Below are 19043 nucleotides of genomic sequence, written 5' to 3'. Positions count from 1 at the left end.
GGAAGCGTCCCGCCTCAGAGCGTCTCGCCGCGCAGCAGCTTGGGCACCTCGCCGGTGAGGCCGGCGGCATCCTTGATGAACAGGCCCTTGAGGCGGGGCAGGCGGTCCACCAGCCCGAGGCCCACGTCGCGAATGGCACGCAGCGCGTCGGAATGGTTGGAGAACAGGCGGTTGAGACCATCCGTCGCGACGCCCATGGCCAAAGTGTCGAACCGCCGCCAGCGCTGGTAGCGCTCCAGCGTGGTGGGCGAGGCGAAGTCGAGGCCGACGCGCGCGGCGTCCGTCACCACCTCGGCGAGGGCCGCCACGTCGCGCAGGCCCATGTTGAGGCCCTGCCCGGCGATGGGGTGGATGACGTGGGCGGCATCGCCCACCAGCGCGAGGCGGTCGCCGATGAAGGCGCGGGCCATGGCGAAGCCGAGGGGATAGGCGCGGGGCTTCGTCACCGGCTTCACCCAGCCCAGGCGATGGCCGAAGCGCTGCTCCAGCTCCTCCTGGAAGATGGCGGAGGGCAGGGCGAGGAGACGGTCCGCATCGGCGGTGCGCTCGGTCCACACCACCGAGCAGCGGTTGCCCGGCAAGGGCAGGATGGCGAACGGGCCAGCGGGCAGGAAATGCTCCTCGGCGCGGCCTTCATGCGGGCGCTCGTGCTCCACCACGAAGGTGATGCCGCTCTGGCCATAGCCCCAGGACACCGTGGAGATGCCAGCCATCTCCCGAATGCGCGAACGCGCGCCATCGCACGCCACCAGCAGGCCGGCGCGCAGCGGCACGCCCGAGGCGGAGGCCAGCTCGACCCCGCCGCCCTCGCTGCGGAAGGACGTCACCGCCTCTTCGCGCAGGTCGATGCCGGCGGAACGGGCGGCTGCCACCAGCGCCTGCTGCAAATCGAGGTTCGGCACCATGAAGGCGAAGGGTTCGCCCGGCTCCACATCGCCGTCGAAGGTGAGGAAGGTGGGGCGCGCCACGTCCTTGGTGCGGCTGTCTGTCACGACCATGGTGCGCATGGGCTCGGCCCTGGCGGCGATCTCGTGCCACACACCGAGGCTGGTGAGCATGCGCCGCGCGCAGGCGGCGATGGCGGAACAGCGCCCGTCATCGAGACCGGCGCGGGAAAGGGTCGGGTCGTAAAGGGCGATGTCCGCATCCGGGCCGAGGCCCTGGCGCAAGGCGAGGGCGAGGCTCAGGCCCGCGAGGCCCCCGCCGACGATGGCGACATCGGCCCGCTCCGCCTGTGCCCGTTCCGGCGCGCGATCGGCCGCGGCCGGGTTTGCGGACCAGCCGGTCTCCGGAAGCGGTGCGTTCGGGGAGCCCATGACCTTCACTCCTGATGATCGTTCGTCGTTCTACGCTGCCGGGGGGCGAATGGCTCGCCTATAGGGGAGACGGCTGACGTTTTGGGGTTGACGGTCGAGGCGTGGGCGTGGCGTCCTGCCCTCGACTGAACCGTGCGACCCGCATCCCGTTCCACCTTCTTTGATGCTGCCGCCCGCAGGGTGCGCAGCCATCGGCGAGCCCCTGAATGACCGCCCAGAATCCCGACGTGGAGAAGCTCCTCGGCATCCTTGACCTCGAACCGCTCGAGATCAACCTGTTCCGGGGTCGCAGCGTATCGCCCACCGGGGGGCGGGTGTTCGGTGGCCAGGTGATCGCCCAGGCCCTCGTCGCCGCCCGCCGCACGGTGGAGGAGGCGCGCGTCACCCACTCCCTGCACGGCTATTTCCTGCTCGGCGGCGACCCCACCGTTCCGATCATCTACGACGTGGACCGCATCCGCGACGGCCGCTCCTTCACCACCCGCCGGGTGGTGGCGATCCAGCATGGCGAAGCCATCTTCAGCATGTCGGTGTCGTTCCAGAAGCAGGAGGAGGGCTTCACCCATCAGAGCCAGATGCCGGACGTGCCCCAGCCCGAGGATCTGCCCGGCGACGACGTGTGGCGCGAGCGCCTGCTGGCGCGCTTCCCCGGCGCCTCCGGCCGCGACTGGATGGCGCACCGGCCGCTGGAGGTGAAGCCCACCAGCCTGGACATGGCCTATCTCGGGTCGCCGGGGGCGCGGCCGAGCATCTGGATCCGCGCCCGCGGCCCGCTGCCGGACGATCTGCCCATTCATCAGGCGGTGCTCGCCTATGCATCCGACCTGTCGTTGCTGCAGGCGGCGCTTCTGCCCCACGGCAAGTCCGTGTTCGACAAGGACGTGCAGGTGGCGAGCCTCGACCACGCGCTGTGGTTTCACCGCCCGTTCCGCGCCGACGATTGGCTGCTCTACACCCAGGAGAGCCCCGCCGCCTCGGCCGGGCGGGGATTCTGCCGCGGCGAGCTGTTCACCCGTGACGGGATTCTGGTCGCTTCTGCGGCACAGGAAGGCCTCATGCGGCCGGTCACGCCGCGCCCGTAGGCAGGCCCCGGATTGCGCGCTGCAATGCGTCATCACGCAAGTGCGAACGAGATGTGTCGCTCTCGTGGGCGTTGAGATTAAAAAATAGGCACAAAAAGCGGCGAGCAGGCGGCGGAGCCCCTGCAAAGCGCGCCGTGGCGGAAAAATATGCACGGGACTCCCGGCATCCGCCGCAGTCCTCCTCTCTTGGCACGGTACTTGATTCCTCTGTCCGCAGGCTTGCCAGCCGCGGCGCGGATCTCCCCGACCCGCTCGGCGAAGCCGCCGCGAAAAACACCGCTCGGGCTTCATCGGGAAGCGCAGCGGCATCAGGGGACAGGGACCGATCCATGAAGATCGTCATGGCCATCATCAAGCCATTCAAGCTGGAGGAGGTGCGCGACGCCCTCACCGGTATCGGTGTGCACGGTCTCACCGTGACCGAGGTCAAGGGCTACGGGCGTCAGAAGGGCCACACCGAGATCTACCGCGGCGCCGAATATGCCGTGAGCTTCCTGCCGAAGCTGAAGATCGAGGTCGCTGTGTCCGCCGACCAGGTCTCCAAGGTGGTGGAGGCGATCACCGCGTCTGCCAAGACCGGCCAGATCGGCGACGGCAAGATCTTCGTCATCCCGATCGAGCACGCCGTGCGCATCCGCACCGGCGAGACCGACGCCGACGCCCTTTGAGCCTCATCTCTTTCACGGAGCATTCATCCATGACGTCCAAGACGTGGTCCCGCGTGGGGGTTCCCGCGCTTCTTCTGGCGCTGGCGGTAGCCGCGCCGGTACTGGCCCAGACGGCGCCGCCTGCGACTGATGCCGCAACCGCCGTTCCCGCCGCAGTCGCCGCCCCCACCGTGAACAAGGGCGACGTCGCCTGGATGCTCACGTCCGCGCTGCTGGTGCTGATGATGTCGGTGCCCGGCCTGTTCCTGTTCTACGGCGGCCTCGTGCGCGCCAAGAACATGCTCTCCGTGCTGATGCAGGTCGCCTACAGCGTGTGCATCGTCGGCCTCATCTGGGTGCTCTACGGCTACTCGCTCGCCTTCACCGGCGGCTCTCCCTTTGTCGGCGGCTTCTCCAAGGCGTTCCTCTCCGGCGTCACCGGCGAATCCCTCGCCGCCACCTTCTCGGTGGGCGTGGCCATTCCGGAGTGGGTGTACATCGCCTTCCAGATGACCTTCGCCATGATCACCCCGGCCCTCATCTTCGGCGCCTTCGCCGAGCGCATGAAGTTCTCCGCCGTGGTGCTGTTCGTGCCGCTGTGGGTCACCTTCGTGTACTTCCCCATCGCCCACATGGTCTGGTACTGGGCCGGCCCGGATGCGATCGACGCCGCTGCCAAGGCCCTCGCCGCTGCCACTGACGGCACCGCCAAGGCTGCCGCGCAGGCCGCGCTCGATGCCGTGAACGCGGACTCGGGCTACATCTTCCAGCTCGGCGCCATCGACTTCGCGGGCGGCACCGTGGTGCACATCAATGCCGGTATCGCCGGCCTCGTGGCCTGCATCATGGTCGGCAAGCGTCTGGGCTTCGGCAAGGAGGCGCTCTCGCCCCACTCGCTGACGCTCACCATGGTCGGCGCCTCCCTGCTGTGGGTCGGCTGGTTCGGCTTCAACGCCGGCTCCAACCTCGAGGCCAATGCCACCACCGCCCTCGCGATGATGAACACCTTCATCGCCACCTGCGCGGCCGGCATGTCCTGGATGTTCGTGGAATGGCTGGTGAAGGGTAAGCCCTCCATGCTCGGCCTCGCCTCGGGCATCGTCGCCGGCCTCGTCGCCGTGACCCCGCCGTCGGGCTTCGCCGGCATCATGGGCTCGCTGGTCCTCGGCCTCGTCGTGTCGCCGATCTGCTTCATCTTCTGCACCGCCGTGAAGAACGCCCTGGGCTATGACGACGCCCTCGACGTGTTCGGCGTGCACGGGATCGGCGGCATCGTCGGCGCCATCGCCACGGGCATCCTGGTGAGCCCCTCGCTCGGCGGCACGGGCATCTACGACTACACCACCGGTGCGGTCGCGGCCTACGACATGACCGCCCAGGTCATCGCCCAGCTCAAGGCTGTCGGCGTGACCGTGGTGTGGTCGGGCGTCGGCACCGCCGTCATCCTGTTCGTGATCTCGGTCATCGTCGGCCTGCGTCCCTCCACGGACGTGGAGCGCGAGGGTCTCGACATCAACGAGCACGGCGAGCGCGCGTACCACTCCTGATCCTGGCGGGGTGGCCTCGTCGCCGCCCCGTGGTTTTTTAAAAGAGGGGAACCAAGAAGAGCCCCGGCACCGTTGGTGCCGGGGTTTTTCTTTGCCCGCCGCAACCGGAGGGCGCTGGCGCTGCGCCGATCTGCGGGCTTTTCCCGGCCCTCCGCGCCTGATAGAAGCCGCACCATGAGCGGATTTTCTCATTATCGCGGGGTTCTGCCTCGCCGCAGCCGCCCCCTCGTGGCGCGAATTATCGGCCCGGCCCCCCGCCGGCGCGGCTGAGCGCGCGGGGGCTGCCGGGATTTTTCCGCCCCGACCCTGCCTTCATCCCCCGAGCGTTCCATGACCGAGAAGTCCGAGAGCAAGCCGTCCGCCCCCGACTATTCCAAGACCCTGTTCCTGCCGGAAACCGCCTTCCCCATGCGCGGCGGCCTGCCCCAGAAGGAGCCGGAGCTGCTGGCCCGCTGGGCGCGCATCGATCTCTACGGCCGCCTGCGCGAGGCCGGGCGCGGTCGCGACCGCTTCGTGCTGCATGACGGCCCGCCCTATGCCAACGGCAACATCCACATCGGTCACGCGCTCAACAAGATCCTCAAGGACGTGGTGACGCGCTCCCAGCAGATGCTGGGCTATGACTCGAACTACGTGCCCGGCTGGGACTGCCACGGCCTGCCCATCGAGTGGAAGATCGAGGAAGAGAACTACCGCAAGAAGGGCAAGCAGAAGCCCGACTTCTCCGACGCCGCCGCCATGGTCGCCTTCCGCCAGGAATGCCGCGCCTATGCCGAGGAATGGGTGGGCAAGCAGCGCGAGGAGTTCAAGCGCCTCGGCGTCGAGGGCGACTGGGATCATCCCTATACCACCATGGCGTTCATGGCCGAGGCGCAGATCGCCCGCGAGATCATGAAGTTCGCCGAGAACGGCCTGCTCTATCGCGGCTCCAAGCCGGTGATGTGGTCGGTGGTGGAGAAGACCGCGCTGGCCGAGGCGGAGGTGGAGTACCAGGATTTCACGAGCGATACCGTGTGGGTGAAGTTCCCGGTGGTGTCGGAGGGCGACCTCAAGGGCGCGACCGTCGTCATCTGGACCACCACCCCCTGGACCATGCCGGGCAACCGGGCCGTCACCTACGCGCCGAAGATCGCCTATGGCGTCTATGAGGTCACGGACGCCCCGGCCGACAACTGGGCCAAGGCCGGCGATCGCCTGATCCTTGCCGACAAGCTGGCCGACGACGTGTTCAAGGCCGCCCGCGTCACCGCCTTTGAGCGGCGCGGCGATGTTCCCGCCGATGTGGTGGGCAGCCTCATCCTCGCCCATCCACTCGCGGACCTCGGGCTCGGCGGCTACACCTTCAAGGTGCCGCTGCTGGAAGCCGAGCATGTCACCGACGACGCCGGCACGGGCTTCGTCCACACCGCCCCCGGCCATGGCCGCGAGGACTTCGAGGCGTGGGTGAACCATCGCCGCTGGCTGGAGGAGCGCGGCATCAATCCGGCCATCCCCTACACGGTGGACGAGGACAGCTTCTACACGTCCCAGGCCCCCGGGTTCGAGGGCAAGCGCGTCATCACCGAGAAGGGCGAGAAGGGCGACGCCAACGGCGCCGTCATCGATGCGCTCATCAAGGCCGGCAACCTGCTCGCGCGCGGCCGGGTGAAGCATCAGTATCCGCACTCCTGGCGCTCCAAGAAGCCGGTGATCTTCCGCAACACGCCGCAATGGTTCATCGCCATGGACCAGGACATCCGCGCGGCGGACGGCAAGGCGGCGCCGCGCCCGGCGACGCTTGCCGGCAATGAGCCCGACACCCTGCGCGCCCGCGCGCTGGCCGGGATCAAGACGGTGGAATGGGTGCCGGCGGCGGGCGAGAACCGCATCACCGGCATGATTGAGAACCGGCCGGACTGGGTGGTCTCGCGCCAGCGCGCCTGGGGCGTGCCCATCGCCGTGTTCGTGAAGGACAAGGGCGACGGCGAAGTCGAGATCCTCAAGGACGCCGCCGTCAATTCCCGCATCGCCGAAGCCTTCTCCGCCGAGGGCGCCGACGCCTGGTTCAAGGAGGGGGCCAGCGCCCGCTTCCTCGCCGAACGTGCCGCCGAGGGCTGGCAGAAGGTGGATGACGTCCTCGACGTGTGGTTCGATTCCGGCTCCACCCACACCTTCACGCTGGAAGTCCGCCCCGACCTCAAGGCGGAACGTCCGCCCGCGGGGCGCGACAAGGTGATGTATCTGGAGGGCTCGGACCAGCACCGCGGCTGGTTCCATTCCTCGCTGCTGGAGAGCTGCGGCACCCGCGGCCGCCCGCCCTATGACGTGGTGCTGACCCACGGCTTCGTCCTCGACGAGGACGGCCGCAAGATGTCCAAGTCGCTGGGCAACGTCACCTCGCCGCAGGACGTCATCAAGCAGTCCGGCGCCGATATCCTGCGCCTGTGGGTGTGCGCCTCGGACTATGCGGACGACCTGCGCATCGGCCCGGAAATTCTCAAGACCACGGCCGACACCTACCGCAAGCTGCGCAACACCATCCGCTGGCTGCTCGGCTCACTGCACCATTACCGGCCGGAGGAGAAGGTGGCGGTGGCCGACATGCCGTCGCTGGAACGCTTCATCCTTAACCGCCTCGCGGAGCTGGACGGGGAGATCCGCGCCGCCTACCGCGCCTTCGACTACAAGAAGGTGCACGCGGCGCTCACCCAGTTCATGAACATCGAGCTGTCGGCCTTCTATTTCGACATCCGCAAGGATGCGCTCTATTGCGATCCCATCTCCTCGCCGACGCGGCGCGCCTGCCTCACCGTGCTGGACGAGGTGTTCAACCGCCTCATCACCTGGCTCGCGCCCATCCTCGCCTTCACCTGCGAGGAGGCCTACATCGCCCGTACGGGGGATGAGGAGGGCTCGGTGCATCTCCTCGCTTTCCCGGAGACGCCCGCCGCGTGGCGCGACGAGGCGCTGGCGGAGCAGTGGCGCAAGGTGCGCCTCATCCGCCGCGTGGTGCTGGGCGCACTGGAGGTGGAGCGCGCCGCCAAGCGCATGGGCTCCTCGCTGGAGGCTGCGCCCGAGGTCTATGTGACCGACGACGCGCTGGCCGAGGCCCTCTCCGGCCTCGACCTCGCCGAGATCGCCATCACCTCGGACGCGAAGCTGATCCGCGGCGAGGGACCGGCCGATGCCTTCCGGCTGGCGGACGTGCCCGGCGTCGCCGTGGTGCCGGCCCGTGCGGAAGGCACCAAGTGCGCCCGCTCGTGGAAGGTCTCGCCCGCGGTGGGCACCGACCCGGAATTCCCCGACGTCACGCCGCGCGATGCCGCCGCGCTGCGGGAGTTCTACGCCGCCCACGCTGCGGCGGAGTGAACCGAACCCCGCCCGCCCTCGCGTTGCCGGGGCGGGCGGCCTCGTCTATGAACGGCGGATCGCGTCCGGCCATCGGCCAGAGCGGCCGTTCCTGAGAGAGGCCCCTTGCAGCGCCGTCCCATCGTCTTCGGTCTTCTCGTCGCTCTCGCTGTGCTGGTGGCGGATCAGGCCTCCAAGGGCCTCGTGCTCGCCTGGTCGGCGTCCTGGGACGGGCAGATCAAGCCCGTCGCGCCCTTTGTCGACTTCGCCGCGCTGTGGAATTACGGCATCAGCTACGGCCTGTTTCCGCAGGGCGAGACCGGGCGCTGGGTACTGGTGGCCATCAAGGTGGCGGCGGCCATCCTGTTCGCCGTGTGGCTAGCCCGCGCCCGCAGCCGGTTCGAGGCGTTCGCGCTGGGCCTGCTCATCGGCGGCGCCATCGGCAATGCGGTTGACCGGGTGGTCTATGGGGCGGTGTTCGATTTCGTGTCGCTGCACGCCTTCGGATACCGCTGGTACGTGTTCAACCTCGCCGATGTGGCGGTTGTTGTCGGCGTGGGCCTGCTTCTTTACGATGCATTTCTCGGCGGCGCCTCAAAATCGCCGCCCTCGGCCGCGCCAATGGCGCCCCGGTCCGAAGCTGAGCGCGAGCCGTGAGCGCGCACGCTTTGAGAACGCATCAGAGGATGGCATCGAGGACGTGAGACCCATGCGAGAGATTTCCCTTTTCCCGCATAGCGCTGATGCCGCGCCGCGCGCGGCCGGCACCGTTCTGTCCCCCGCACTTCGCCTCATCCCGCTGCGCTTCGGGGGCGGCGCGCTGCTCACCGCCTTTGCCCTGACGCTCGCCGCGCCCGCCCCGGCCGCCGCGCAGAACCTCGACGGCAGCACCAATATCTTCGAAAGCGCCATGCAGATTCTTGGGCTGAAGGAGGAGGACGAGAAGCCGGAAATCGACTACCGCGAGCGCGCCCCCCTCGTGGTGCCGCCGCGCGTGCCCGATGCCCTTCCCCCGCCGCAGAAGAGCGCTGCCGAGGCCAATCCCAACTGGCCCAAGGATTACGACCTCCAGCGCCGCGCCGCCGCGGCGCAGGCGGCGAAGGCGCCGATCGTGCGCGACGATCCGGGCCGGCCGCTCATGCCGTCCGAGCTCAACCGCGGCAAGAAGCGGGCGGTGGGCAACAGCTCCTCGCCGACCGAGCCGGTCGGCGCGGGCTCCCAGCGCGACGTGCTGCTGCCCAGCCAGCTCGGCTCCTCCGGCTTTCCCGGGCTCGGCGGCCTGACCGGCAAGCAGGAGCAGCTCACCTTCAACGGCGAGCCCACCCGCGAGAACCTGATCCAGCCGCCCACCGGCTACCAGACGCCCGCCCCCAATGCTCCCTATGGCGTGGTGGAGGAGAAGAAGGAACCCTGGAAGCTGCCGACCCTGTTCGATCGCCAGTGACGGCGTCTGCGCTCCGGCGCAAGGGCGGACCGAGGGTGGGCACGGACGGAAACCGCAGTCGCCCGTCCTTTTCTGCGGCGGCGGGCACCCTATCTTTCCTTGACGGACGCGTCTTCGGGCGCGTCGAATGCCGAAAGATCGTCACGTGCAGATGAGCCGTCTCGCCATGGTTGCCATTCTCGCCGCTGGAGCGGCCGCATTTTCTCCCCGCCTTGCTGATGCGGCGGGCCCCGAAGTCACCGAATTCAAGCTCGCCAACGGCCTTCAGGTCATGGTCATCCCCGATCACCGGACCCCGGTGGTCACCCACATGGTGTGGTACAAGGTGGGATCGGCCGACGAGCAGCCGGGCAAGTCCGGCATCGCCCATTTCCTCGAGCACCTGATGTTCAAGGGCACCGATGCGCACCCTCAGGGCCAGTTCTCGGCCGAGGTGGCGCGCCTCGGCGGCCAGGAAAATGCCTTCACCTCGCAGGATTACACCGCCTATTTCCAGCGCGTGGCGAAAGAGCACCTGGAAACCGTGATGGGTTTCGAGGCCGACCGCATGCGCGGCCTCAAGCTCTCCGACGAGGTGGTGCTGCCCGAGCGCGACGTGGTGCTGGAAGAGCGCCGCATGCGCACGGACAATGATCCCGGCGCGCGCCTCTCCGAGGTTTTGCAGGCCACGACCTACGTCAACCATCCCTACCAGCACCCGATCATCGGCTGGGAGCACGAGATCAAGGGCCTCAACCGCGAGGATGCCCTGGCCTTCTACCGCCGCTTCTACGCCCCCAACAACGCCCTGCTCGTGGTGGCCGGCGACGTGGACCCGGCTGAGGTGAAGGCGCTGGCGGAAAAGACCTACGGCAAGGTCGCCCAGGCTGACACCCCGCCGCGCAACCGCCCGCAGGAGCCCGAGCCGCGCGCCCACCGGCGGGTGTCGCTGGCCGACCCGCGCGTCGCCCAGCCGAGCCTGCAGCGCTCCTATCTCGTGCCCTCGGCCCGGACCGCTGCGCCGGGCGATGCGGAAGCGCTCGAAGTGCTCTCGCACATCCTCGGCGGTGGCCAGACCAGCCGCATGTACCGCACCCTGGTGGCGGAGAAGGGCCTCGCGGCCGGTGCCGGCTCCTGGTATCAAGGAACCGCCTACGACGCGACCCGCTTCGTCGCTTATGCGTCCCCGCGTCCGGGCGTGAGCCTTGAGACGCTGGAAGCTGCCGTTGATGCGGTGGTGGCCGAGCTGCAGGAGAAGGGCGTGGACGATCTGGAGCTGGCCCGCGCCAAGACCCGGCTCATCGCCGACACCATCTATGCGCAGGACAATCAGGCGACGCTCGCCCGCATCTATGGCGCCTCCTGGGCCACCGGCCTTTCCGCCAAGGACGTGCGCGAATGGCCCGAGCGGCTCAAGGCCGTGACCGCCGATCAGGTGCGCGACGTGGCCCGCCGTTACCTCGTCACCGACCGGGCCGTGACCGGCTACCTCAAGCAGACCGAGCCCAAGGCTGGCGACGCCGGCAAGGCGGACGGCAAGAAGGACAATCGCTCGTGACGGCGACCGTCACGGCTTTCGTGTTCCGATCGCCGGCCCGTTCGGGCCGGCGCGCCTTTTTCTCGGGCGCGGGCCTTCGCCCTGCCGCCCGGCTCTTTCTTGCGATGGTTACGATGGCCCTTTCCCTTCTCGCCGCCGATACGGCGCAGTCCCAGTCGAGCCGCATCACCGAGGTGACGAGCCCCGGCGGCATCAAGGCCTGGCTGGTCCACGACACCACGCTCCCGCTCATTGCCTTCGAGTTCGCCTTCCTCGGCGGCGCGGCTCAGGACGGCCCCGAGCATGCCGGCCTCGCCAACCTTGCGTCCTCCCTGCTGGACGAGGGCGCCGGCGCGATGGATTCCGACGCCTTCCAGCGGGCGCTGGCCGATCATGCGGTGGAGCTGCATTTCGACGCCGGCCGCGACGAGATGCGCGGTTCCCTGCGCACCCTCTCGGAAAACCGTGACAAGGCCTTCGAGCTGCTGCGCCTCGCCGTGAACGAGCCGCGCTTCGACAGCGAGGCGGTGGAGCGCATCCGCGCCTCCCAGCTCGCCATGCTGCGCCGCCGCTCCACCGAGCCCAACGCCATCGCCAACGACCGCTGGTTCGCGCTTGCCTTCCCCGGCCATCCCTATGGCCGGCCGGTGGACGGCACGCTGGACAGCGTCGCCAAGCTGACCCGCGAGGACATCGCCGGCTTCATCGGCAAGACCTTCGCCCGTTCCAACCTGCGTGTCGCCGTGGTGGGCGACATCAGCGCCGAGGAACTGGGCAAGCGGCTCGACGAGGTGTTCGGCAAGCTCCCGGCCCAGGCGACGCTGACCCCCGTCGCCAATGTGACGCCGCAGAAGATCGGCACCGTGGAGGTCATCCCCCTCGACGTCTCGCAGTCGGTGGTGGTTATGGGCACCGGCGGCCTGGAGCGGCGCGATCCGGACTTCATCCCGGCCTATGTGCTCAACCACATCCTCGGCGGCAGCGCCTTTTCCTCGCGCCTGTTCAAGGAAGTGCGCGAGGCGCGGGGGCTGGCCTATTCGGTCTATTCCTATCAGGTGGCGCTCTCCCACGTCGGCCTCTGGTTCGCCGGCACGGCGACCAAGAACGAGCGGGCGGCGGAATCCATCTCCCTCATCACCCATGAGTTCGGCCAGATCCTGAAGGACGGGCCGACCGCCAAGGAGCTGGAGGAGGCAAAGAGCTATCTGATGGGCAGCTATGCCCTGCGCTTCGATACCTCGTCCAAGGTCGCCGGCCAGCTGTTGCAGATCCAGCTCGACGATCTCGGCATCGACTATATCGACCGTCGCAACGCCCTGATCGCCGCCGTCACCCTCGACGATCTCAAGCGTGTCGCCGGCCGTCTCGCCACGGCGAAGGATGCGCTGACGGTGGTGGTGGGCAAGCCCGTGGGCCTCGGAGGCTGATCGGCCTGCGGTAACCTTACTTTCACGGAGCCGGCGCCGGGGACCCGCAGGGGCGGGCGGGGAGTCCTCATGCCGGCTTCCCTTTGCTATAAGCGCGCGATCCAGGGCGCCCATGGAGTTGAAGATATGGCGGGTGCAACACGGACGGTCGCGCAGATCCGGGCCACCGACGGGCCCGCGATGGCAGCTTCACGCGTGTGCGCACCCCTGTCGTCTCCGACGGCGCGCCGCGGTTTCGCGTTGCCCCGGCTTTCCCTCGCGCGGCTTGTGCTGCCGGGCCTGATGGCGGCGGTCCTCGCCGGTTGCGCCGGTGGTGAAGGCCTCGATGGCTCCTTCGGCGCGCAGGATACGGGCGTCGCCGGCGGCACCGCCATTGCAACGCCGGTGGCGGGCGGCACCTCTGCCGGTGTGGTCAACAGTGCCAACTCCGGCTCGCTCGTCGTCGGCGCCGGTCCGGATCAGCTGTCCTATGACTGCCCGATGCTCACCGTGCGCACCGGCGCTGGCAGCTGGCAGGTCACGACCGGCGGCGGGCTGCGCTATCAGGCCACCATCGGCCGCCTCGCCCGCGAATGCACCATCGCCAACGGCATGATGATGGTGAAGGTGGGCATCGAAGGTCGCGTCCTCATGGGCGAAAAGGGCAGCCCCGGTCAGGTGAAAGTGCCCGTTCGCATTGCCGTGGTGAACGAGGGTCCCTCGCCCAAGACCGTCACCACCAAGTTCTTCGCCATTGCCGTCGACGTGCCGGCCGATCCGGGCCACGCGCCCTTCACCGTGGTGGAGGACCAGATCGCGTTCCCGCTGCTGAAGCCGAACGAGATGGAGCGTTACATCATCTATGTGGGCTTCGACCCGCAGGGCACGCCGGAAGTGCGCGAGCGGCCCAAGCCGTCCGCCTCGCGGCCGAAGCCGAAGCCGCCGGCCGCCGCCGCGCAGCCCGCCCCGGCGCCCGCCGCCGCGAGTGCGCCGCCTGCAAGCTCGTCTTCTTCGGGCTCGAAGGACGTGTTCGGGCCACCCCCGTCGAGCGGCAGCAGCAGCGGCGGCTTCGCGCCGCCCCCGTCGAGCGGCGGTTTCGCCCCGCCGCCCTCCACCAGCACCTTCTCGCCGCCGCCCCAGTAGGGACCGAGCCAAGCCGAGCACAAGACGCGCAGGCTCGCTCCGCGAGCGGCTCAGTCCAGCTTGACGGGCAGGAAGGTGAAGGGCTGTGCCGGCACGAACCGCGCGGCGGCGTTGCCGCCATAGACCTTGCCGCCGGTGAGATCGAGCTTCTTCACCGGCGCGCCCACCTTCAGGTCGAGGTCGGCGATGGGCACCCAGAAGGTGTTCGGGCTGGTGGCGGAATCGAAGAAATAGACCTTGTCCTTCTGGTCGCTCACCGTCCGCCACAGGGTGGAGGCGATGTTCGGCTCGCCCGGCGTGGAGAGACCGAGGGGCACGCTCACCGAGCGCATCACGCTGGCGACGCTCGCCACCGCCTGGTTGGCGTAGGTCTGGTCCGGAACGGCGGACAGGATCTCCGGCGCCGCCTTGGCGGGGATGGCCTTGATGAAGAAGCTGGCGCGGGCGAAGCGATCCGCCGCGCGGTTGGTGCCGGGCAGGAACACCGTGCCGCCGATGTCCTGCCAATAGGCGTTGAGCGCCAGCTGCTGGTCGTAGCTGGGTGAGTTGGTCATTACCTGATACTGCCGGCCGTGATGCACCACCAGCTTGCCGCCGAGATACTCGAAGATGGCGCTGTCGCCGGAGGGATCGGAGATGGCGAGGTGGAGCTGGGCACCGGAGCCGTTGGGCAGGTTCGCCGTGACCACCACGAACGGCTCGGCGGAGAGCGCCGTGACCGCCTCGGCGACGGTGGCGAAATTGTCGAGCACGTATTGCGCCCACACGCTGATGGAGAGGGCCGGCTTGCCGTTGGGCTTCGCATATTCGGATTCGGCGAGGTACAGCAGGTTGGCGACGAGGCCCTTCTCGTTCATGCCGTCGGCCGAGCCCACATCATAGCCCGAGGCGATGACGCTGCCGTATTTCGACACCCATTTCGGCGTGTTGGCTCCTGCCGCTCCGTCGCGCGCCATGCCGGCCGGGAAGGCCCACAGGTTGGTGCGCATGTCCTCCATCCAGTCCATGGACCGGCCGGTGATGACGACGCCATCGGAGCCCAGATAGACCGCGCGGGTGCAGGCCTGCGCCACGGGTGCGAGCGCGGAGGCGAGCGCCCCGGCCAGCACTGTGGCGGCGAGGGCGCGGCGGCGGATGCGGGAGATGCGGCTTTCGGGACGGGTCTGGACCATGGCGGCCTCCGATGCGACCGGCCCAAAATGAAAACCGCCGGTAACGAGGTTAGCCTCGTTCCGGCGGAATCATGTGCCGGCCTTCTGAAAAGGTTCGGCTGAAAGAGATACCGGCTCCGCCCACACAGCAAGGCGGAGCCGGTCATCCATGCCCTGTCTGCCCCGAAAAGACATGGACAAGCGTTAGAAACCACACCCCCGGTCCCGATTCTCTGAGATGGATCAAATTTGGCGGCGCTGCGGCGAAATTTTGCTATCAGCTTCGGCGGAACGTTGCGCAGAGCACGCCTCAGGCGTGCGGGGAGAAGGGATGCACGACAAGGAGTCGCAGATGCCGGATGGCATTCCGGTCATCCGGACCATCGCCATGCCGGCCGATACCAATCCGAGCGGGGATATCTTCGGCGGCTGGCTGATGTCGCAGATGGACCTTGCCGCCGGAAACGTGGCGGCGCGCCGCTCGCGGGGCCGCGCGGCGACGGTGGCGGTGGAGGCCATGAGCTTCCTGTCGCCCGTTGCGGTGGGCGACGAGGTGAGCCTGTTCGCCAACATCGCGCGGGTGGGACGCAGCTCGCTGCGCATCGAGGTTGAGGCGTGGCGCCGGGCGCGCGAGAGCGAGCAGTCGACGAAGGTGACGGAGGCCGTCTTCACCTTCGTCGCCATCGACGGCGAGGGCCGGCCGCGGGCCATCCCGGCGGAGTAGCGGGGCGGCCCAAGAAGGGCACACACAGCCCGCGCGGCGCCTGAGCGAAAGCAGAAAGCCCCGGCCCTCACGTCCCGCGCGGTTTTGCCCGCGTGGTCGGCGGGGCGGCAGCGGGGTCTTCCGGCCAGGGGTGCTTGGGGTAGCGGCCGCGCATGTCGGCGCGAACATCCCGCCACGAGCCGCGCCAGAATTGCGGCAGGTCCTTCGTCACCTGGATCGGCCGGTGCGCGGGCGAGAGCAAAGCGAGGGTGAGGGGCACCCGCCCGCTGGCGATGGCCGGATGGGCGGTGAGGCCGAACAATTCCTGCACCCGCACCTCAACCGCCGGCCCGCCCTCCGCGCCGTAGTCGATGGCGAGGCGCGAGCCCGTGGGGGCGGTGAAATGGGTAGGCGCCTCCGCCTCCAGCCGGGCCGTCAGCTCATAGGGCAGCAAGGCGTGAAGGGCGTTGCCCACGTCGGCGCCCGTGATGTCGGCCAGCGACGTGCGGCCGGTGAGAAACGGCGCGAGCCACGTCTCCGCCGATCCCGCGAGCGCCGCATCGGACAGGTCCGGCCACGGCTCGCCCTCGGCCGCGCGCAGGAACGTGACGCGCTCGCGCCATTGCCGGGACGCCGCGGAGAAGGGCAGGCGCCCGATGCCCGCATCCGCAATGCCGCGGGCGAGCGCGCGCGCCGTCTCCGCGTCCGCCGGAACCGGCTGGGGCCGTGCCGCCAGCACCAGCGCCCTGAGCCGCCGTACCTCCCGCGCCCGCACCGCCATGGCGGCGGGGTCGAAGGCGACTTCGAGGCCGGAGGTGATGTCATCGGCAAACAAGGCTTCCACCTCGTCCGCTGATAAAGCGGCCGCGAGGGTGATGCGGGCGCCCTCGGCGCGGCCGGAGGCTTCCGCCACCGCGAGGAAGGGTGCGCGGGCAAGCGGGGATGTCCCCTCCAGAACCGCACCGCGACCGTTGGCCATCAGAAGGCGCACCTGGGTCTCCCCGGCCCGGCCCTCGCGGGCCTTGGCCACCCGGTCGGGAAAGGCGAGCGCCAGCAGGGCGGCGGGGGAGGGAGGCGCACCGTCCGCCGGTTCTTCCGCCGCAGCCTCCCGCGCCGCCATCTCCGCCCATCGCCCGGCAAGGCGACGGGACTCCTCCGCGCGGCGGGAGCGGTCGCGGCGGAAGCCGTCGAGGCGGGCGAGCAGGTCCACGCTGTCGCCACCAAGCCCCCGCTCCACCAGCAGCGCGGCGATCTCCGCGCCCAGACGCCCCACGCCCTGCGCCGCGCCGATGGCGACCATATGGGCGAGGCGCGGCGGCAGAGGCAAGCGCGCCATGAGGCGACCGAGCGGCGTCACTGCCTCATCACCGTCGAGCGCGCCGAGGAGGCGCAGCAGCGCCTTCGCCTCGGTCACGGCCGGCGCGGGGGGCGGATCGAGGAAGGGGAGGGCGGCGGGATCGCGCACGCCCACGCGGGCAAGGTCGAGCACGAGGCCGGTGAGGTCGGCGGCGAGGATTTCGGGCGTGGCGAAGGCCGGAAGGCTCGCCGTCTCACCCTCGCTCCACAGGCGATAGCAGACGCCGGGCTCGGTGCGGCCGGCGCGGCCCCGGCGCTGGTCGGCGGCGGCGCGGGAGACGCGGACGGTCTCAAGCCGCGTCAGTCCCACGTCCGGCTCGAAGCGCGGCACGCGGGCGAGGCCGCTGTCCACCACCACCCGCACGCCCTCGATGGTCAGCGACGTTTCGGCGATGGAGGTCGCCAGCACCACCTTGCGCCGCCCCGCCGGGGCCGGCAGCACGGCGCGGTCCTGCTCGGCGGCGTCCAGCGCGCCGAACAGGGCGACGATATCGACCTTGGGGTCGCGCAGCTGTTCCAGCAGCAGCGCCTCGGTGCGGCGGATCTCGGCGGCGCCGGGCAGGAAGGCGAGGATGGAGCCGTCTTCCCGGTCCAGCGCGCGGCGGATGGCGTCGGCCATCTGGCGGTCGATGGGCGTGCGCGGATCGCGGCCGAGATAGGCCGTCTCCACCGGAAACGCGCGGCCTTCGCTCTCGATCACAGGGGCCGGCGCGCCCACCCCCATCAAAGAGGCGACGCGGGCGCCGTCGAGGGTCGCCGACATGGCGAGGAGCCGGAGGTCGTCCCTGAGTCCGCGCTGGGAATCGAGCGCGAGGGCGAGGCCAAGGTCGGCATCGAGGCTGCGCTCGTGGAACTCGTCGAACAGCACGGCCGTGATGCCGGAGAGTTCGGGGTCGTCCAGCACCATGCGGGTGAAGATGCCTTCCGTGACCACCTCGATGCGGGTGCGGCGCGACACCTCGGACGCGAGCCGGGTGCGGAAGCCCACGGTGCCGCCCACCGCCTCGCCGAGGGTCTGGGCCATGCGCCGGGCGGCGGCGCGGGCGGCGAGGCGGCGCGGCTCCAGCACGAGGATTTTTCCGCCCGTGGCCCACGGCTCGTCCAGCAGGGCCAGGGGCACGCGCGTGGTCTTGCCGGCGCCGGGCGGAGCCACCAGCACGGCGCAGGGGGTGGACGCGAGCGTCGAGCGGATGTCGCCGAGGACGGCGTCGATGGGGAGCTTGGTGTCGAACATGGCGGCGCCGCCCTTATGCGGCCGCGCCGCGCGCAGGCCAAGAGCATTGAAGGGACGGGGCAGAGGAGGGATGCGGCAGAGGGGGTGTTGCCAGCGGCCCGCATCGGTGCCTTAAGGAACGCCCCGTCCATCACCGGGATCAGAGCACCATGGTTTCCGCCCCGTCCAGCCTCACCAGCAAGGTCCGGCCGCTCGCCTTCGAGGCCGGCGTCGTCGCCCTCGCTTTCCTTGAGTCCAAGGCCGCCTTCGTGGGGACGGATGGCACGGCCTCCCTGATCGGGCTGGAGGAGGGCGCAGCGCCGGTTCTGGTTCCGGTTCACGATGGCGGCGTGCTCAGCGCGGCCTCCGACGGCAAGCGGCTGGTCACCGGCGGCGACGACGGGCGGGTGATGGAGACGCTGGCGGACGGCACCACCCGCGAGCTGGCGCAGCAGAAGGGCCGCTGGATCGACCGGGTGGCGCTGGGGCCGGACGGGGCCGTCGCCTATTCGGCCGGCAAGGTCGCCCATGTGTTGCAGCAGAAGGGGGAGCCGAAGTCGCTGGAGGTGCCTTCCACCGTGGGCGGCCTCGCCTTCGCACCCAAGGGCCTGCGCCTCGCGGTGGCCCATTACGGCGGCGTGTCGCTGTGGTTTCCCAACGCGGCTGGCGCCAAGCCGGAGGTCTATGGCTGGAAGGGCTCGCACCTCGGGGTGACGTTCTCGCCGGACGGCCGCTTCCTCGTCAGCACCATGCAGGAGCCGGCGTTGCACGGCTGGCGCGTGGTGGACGGCGCGCACATGCGCATGTCCGGCTATCCCTCTCGGGTGAAATCCTTCGCCTTCACCGCTGACGGCAAGTGGCTTGCCACGTCCGGCTCGGGCGAGGCCATCCTGTGGCCGTTCCAGGCCAAGGACGGCCCCATGGGCAAGGAGCCGGCCATGCTCGCGCCCTCGCCCACCTCGCGGGTGACTGTCGTGGCGCCCCACCCCAAGGACCCGGTGGTCGCCATCGGCTACGAGGACGGCATGGTGATGATGGTGCGCATCTCGGACGGCGCCGAGATCCTGCTGCGCGCGCCCGACAATGACCCGGTGACCGCCATCGCCTGGCACGGCTCCGGCGGGGCCGTTGCGTTCGGGACGGAAAAGGGTCAGGGCGGCCTGCTGGCCTTCTGAACCGCCGCGGTTTCGGT

General features: G+C 69.6%; 14 protein-coding genes. 11 read left to right on the top strand and 3 right to left on the bottom strand.

Annotated features, from left to right (window positions below; genetic code table 11):
- Window positions 1-14: 14 nt before the first annotated feature.
- Window positions 15-1316 (bottom strand): ubiquinone biosynthesis hydroxylase, encoded by a 1302-nt coding sequence (locus tag EJ105_RS03770; RefSeq protein ID WP_250165357.1) that lies wholly within the window; start codon window positions 1314-1316, stop codon window positions 15-17.
- 206 nt (window positions 1317-1522) lie between these two features.
- Here EJ105_RS03770 and tesB point away from each other — a divergent pair, with 206 nt between their 5' ends.
- The 9 genes from tesB (at window position 1523) to EJ105_RS03725 (ending at window position 13428) form a co-directional block, all read left to right on the top strand.
- Window positions 1523-2398 carry an acyl-CoA thioesterase II gene (tesB, locus tag EJ105_RS03765; protein WP_250165356.1) on the top strand — a complete coding sequence of 292 codons (876 nt, stop codon included), beginning with the start codon at window positions 1523-1525 and terminating at the stop codon, window positions 2396-2398.
- Between the two features lie 329 nt (window positions 2399-2727).
- Window positions 2728-3066: a P-II family nitrogen regulator gene (locus EJ105_RS03760; RefSeq protein WP_024276769.1), complete on the top strand. Its 339-nt coding sequence runs from the start codon at window positions 2728-2730 to the stop codon at window positions 3064-3066.
- A 29-nt stretch (window positions 3067-3095) separates the two neighbouring features.
- Window positions 3096-4592, top strand: a complete 1497-nt coding sequence (locus EJ105_RS03755) for an ammonium transporter (protein ID WP_024276770.1) — start codon at window positions 3096-3098, stop codon at window positions 4590-4592.
- Between the two features lie 330 nt (window positions 4593-4922).
- A complete protein-coding gene (gene ileS, locus EJ105_RS03750) occupies window positions 4923-7940 on the top strand; it encodes an isoleucine--tRNA ligase (protein WP_250165355.1) in 3018 nt (1005 codons plus the stop codon).
- Between the two features lie 105 nt (window positions 7941-8045).
- Entirely contained in the window at window positions 8046-8576 is a 531-nt protein-coding gene (lspA, locus tag EJ105_RS03745; protein ID WP_250165354.1) for a signal peptidase II, read from the top strand.
- A gap of 52 nt (window positions 8577-8628) precedes the next feature.
- The gene (locus EJ105_RS03740; RefSeq protein ID WP_250165353.1) at window positions 8629-9363 is read left to right on the top strand and encodes a hypothetical protein; all 735 of its coding nucleotides are present in this window, start codon (window positions 8629-8631) and stop codon (window positions 9361-9363) included.
- Window positions 9364-9490: 127 nt separating this feature from the next.
- On the top strand, window positions 9491-10900 hold the full coding sequence (locus EJ105_RS03735) for a M16 family metallopeptidase (protein ID WP_051460529.1): 1410 nt from the start codon (window positions 9491-9493) through the stop codon (window positions 10898-10900).
- A gap of 113 nt (window positions 10901-11013) precedes the next feature.
- Window positions 11014-12306 (top strand): M16 family metallopeptidase, encoded by a 1293-nt coding sequence (locus tag EJ105_RS03730; protein WP_250165352.1) that lies wholly within the window; start codon window positions 11014-11016, stop codon window positions 12304-12306.
- Window positions 12307-12546: 240 nt separating this feature from the next.
- Window positions 12547-13428: a hypothetical protein gene (locus EJ105_RS03725; protein ID WP_250165351.1), complete on the top strand. Its 882-nt coding sequence runs from the start codon at window positions 12547-12549 to the stop codon at window positions 13426-13428.
- Window positions 13429-13478: 50 nt separating this feature from the next.
- On the opposite strand, the gene EJ105_RS03720 is transcribed toward EJ105_RS03725, so the two are convergent.
- A complete protein-coding gene (locus EJ105_RS03720) occupies window positions 13479-14600 on the bottom strand; it encodes a linear amide C-N hydrolase (RefSeq protein ID WP_250165350.1) in 1122 nt (373 codons plus the stop codon).
- A gap of 310 nt (window positions 14601-14910) precedes the next feature.
- Between EJ105_RS03720 and EJ105_RS03715 the strand changes: the two genes are divergently transcribed.
- Window positions 14911-15303, top strand: coding sequence for an acyl-CoA thioesterase (locus tag EJ105_RS03715; protein ID WP_250165349.1), 393 nt, complete (start codon window positions 14911-14913; stop codon window positions 15301-15303).
- Window positions 15304-15370: 67 nt separating this feature from the next.
- On the opposite strand, the gene hrpB is transcribed toward EJ105_RS03715, so the two are convergent.
- Window positions 15371-17872: an ATP-dependent helicase HrpB gene (gene hrpB / locus EJ105_RS03710; RefSeq protein WP_250165348.1), complete on the bottom strand. Its 2502-nt coding sequence runs from the start codon at window positions 17870-17872 to the stop codon at window positions 15371-15373.
- Between the two features lie 149 nt (window positions 17873-18021).
- Here hrpB and EJ105_RS03705 point away from each other — a divergent pair, with 149 nt between their 5' ends.
- Window positions 18022-19026 (top strand): WD40 repeat domain-containing protein, encoded by a 1005-nt coding sequence (locus EJ105_RS03705; RefSeq protein WP_250165347.1) that lies wholly within the window; start codon window positions 18022-18024, stop codon window positions 19024-19026.
- Window positions 19027-19043 lie beyond the last annotated feature (17 nt).

It is taken from the genome of Xanthobacter aminoxidans (assembly GCF_023571765.1).
Lineage (GTDB): Bacteria > Pseudomonadota > Alphaproteobacteria > Rhizobiales > Xanthobacteraceae > Xanthobacter > Xanthobacter aminoxidans.
The sequence above is the reverse complement of the archived record's forward strand: the minus strand, read 5'-3'. Positions and strand labels throughout refer to the sequence as shown.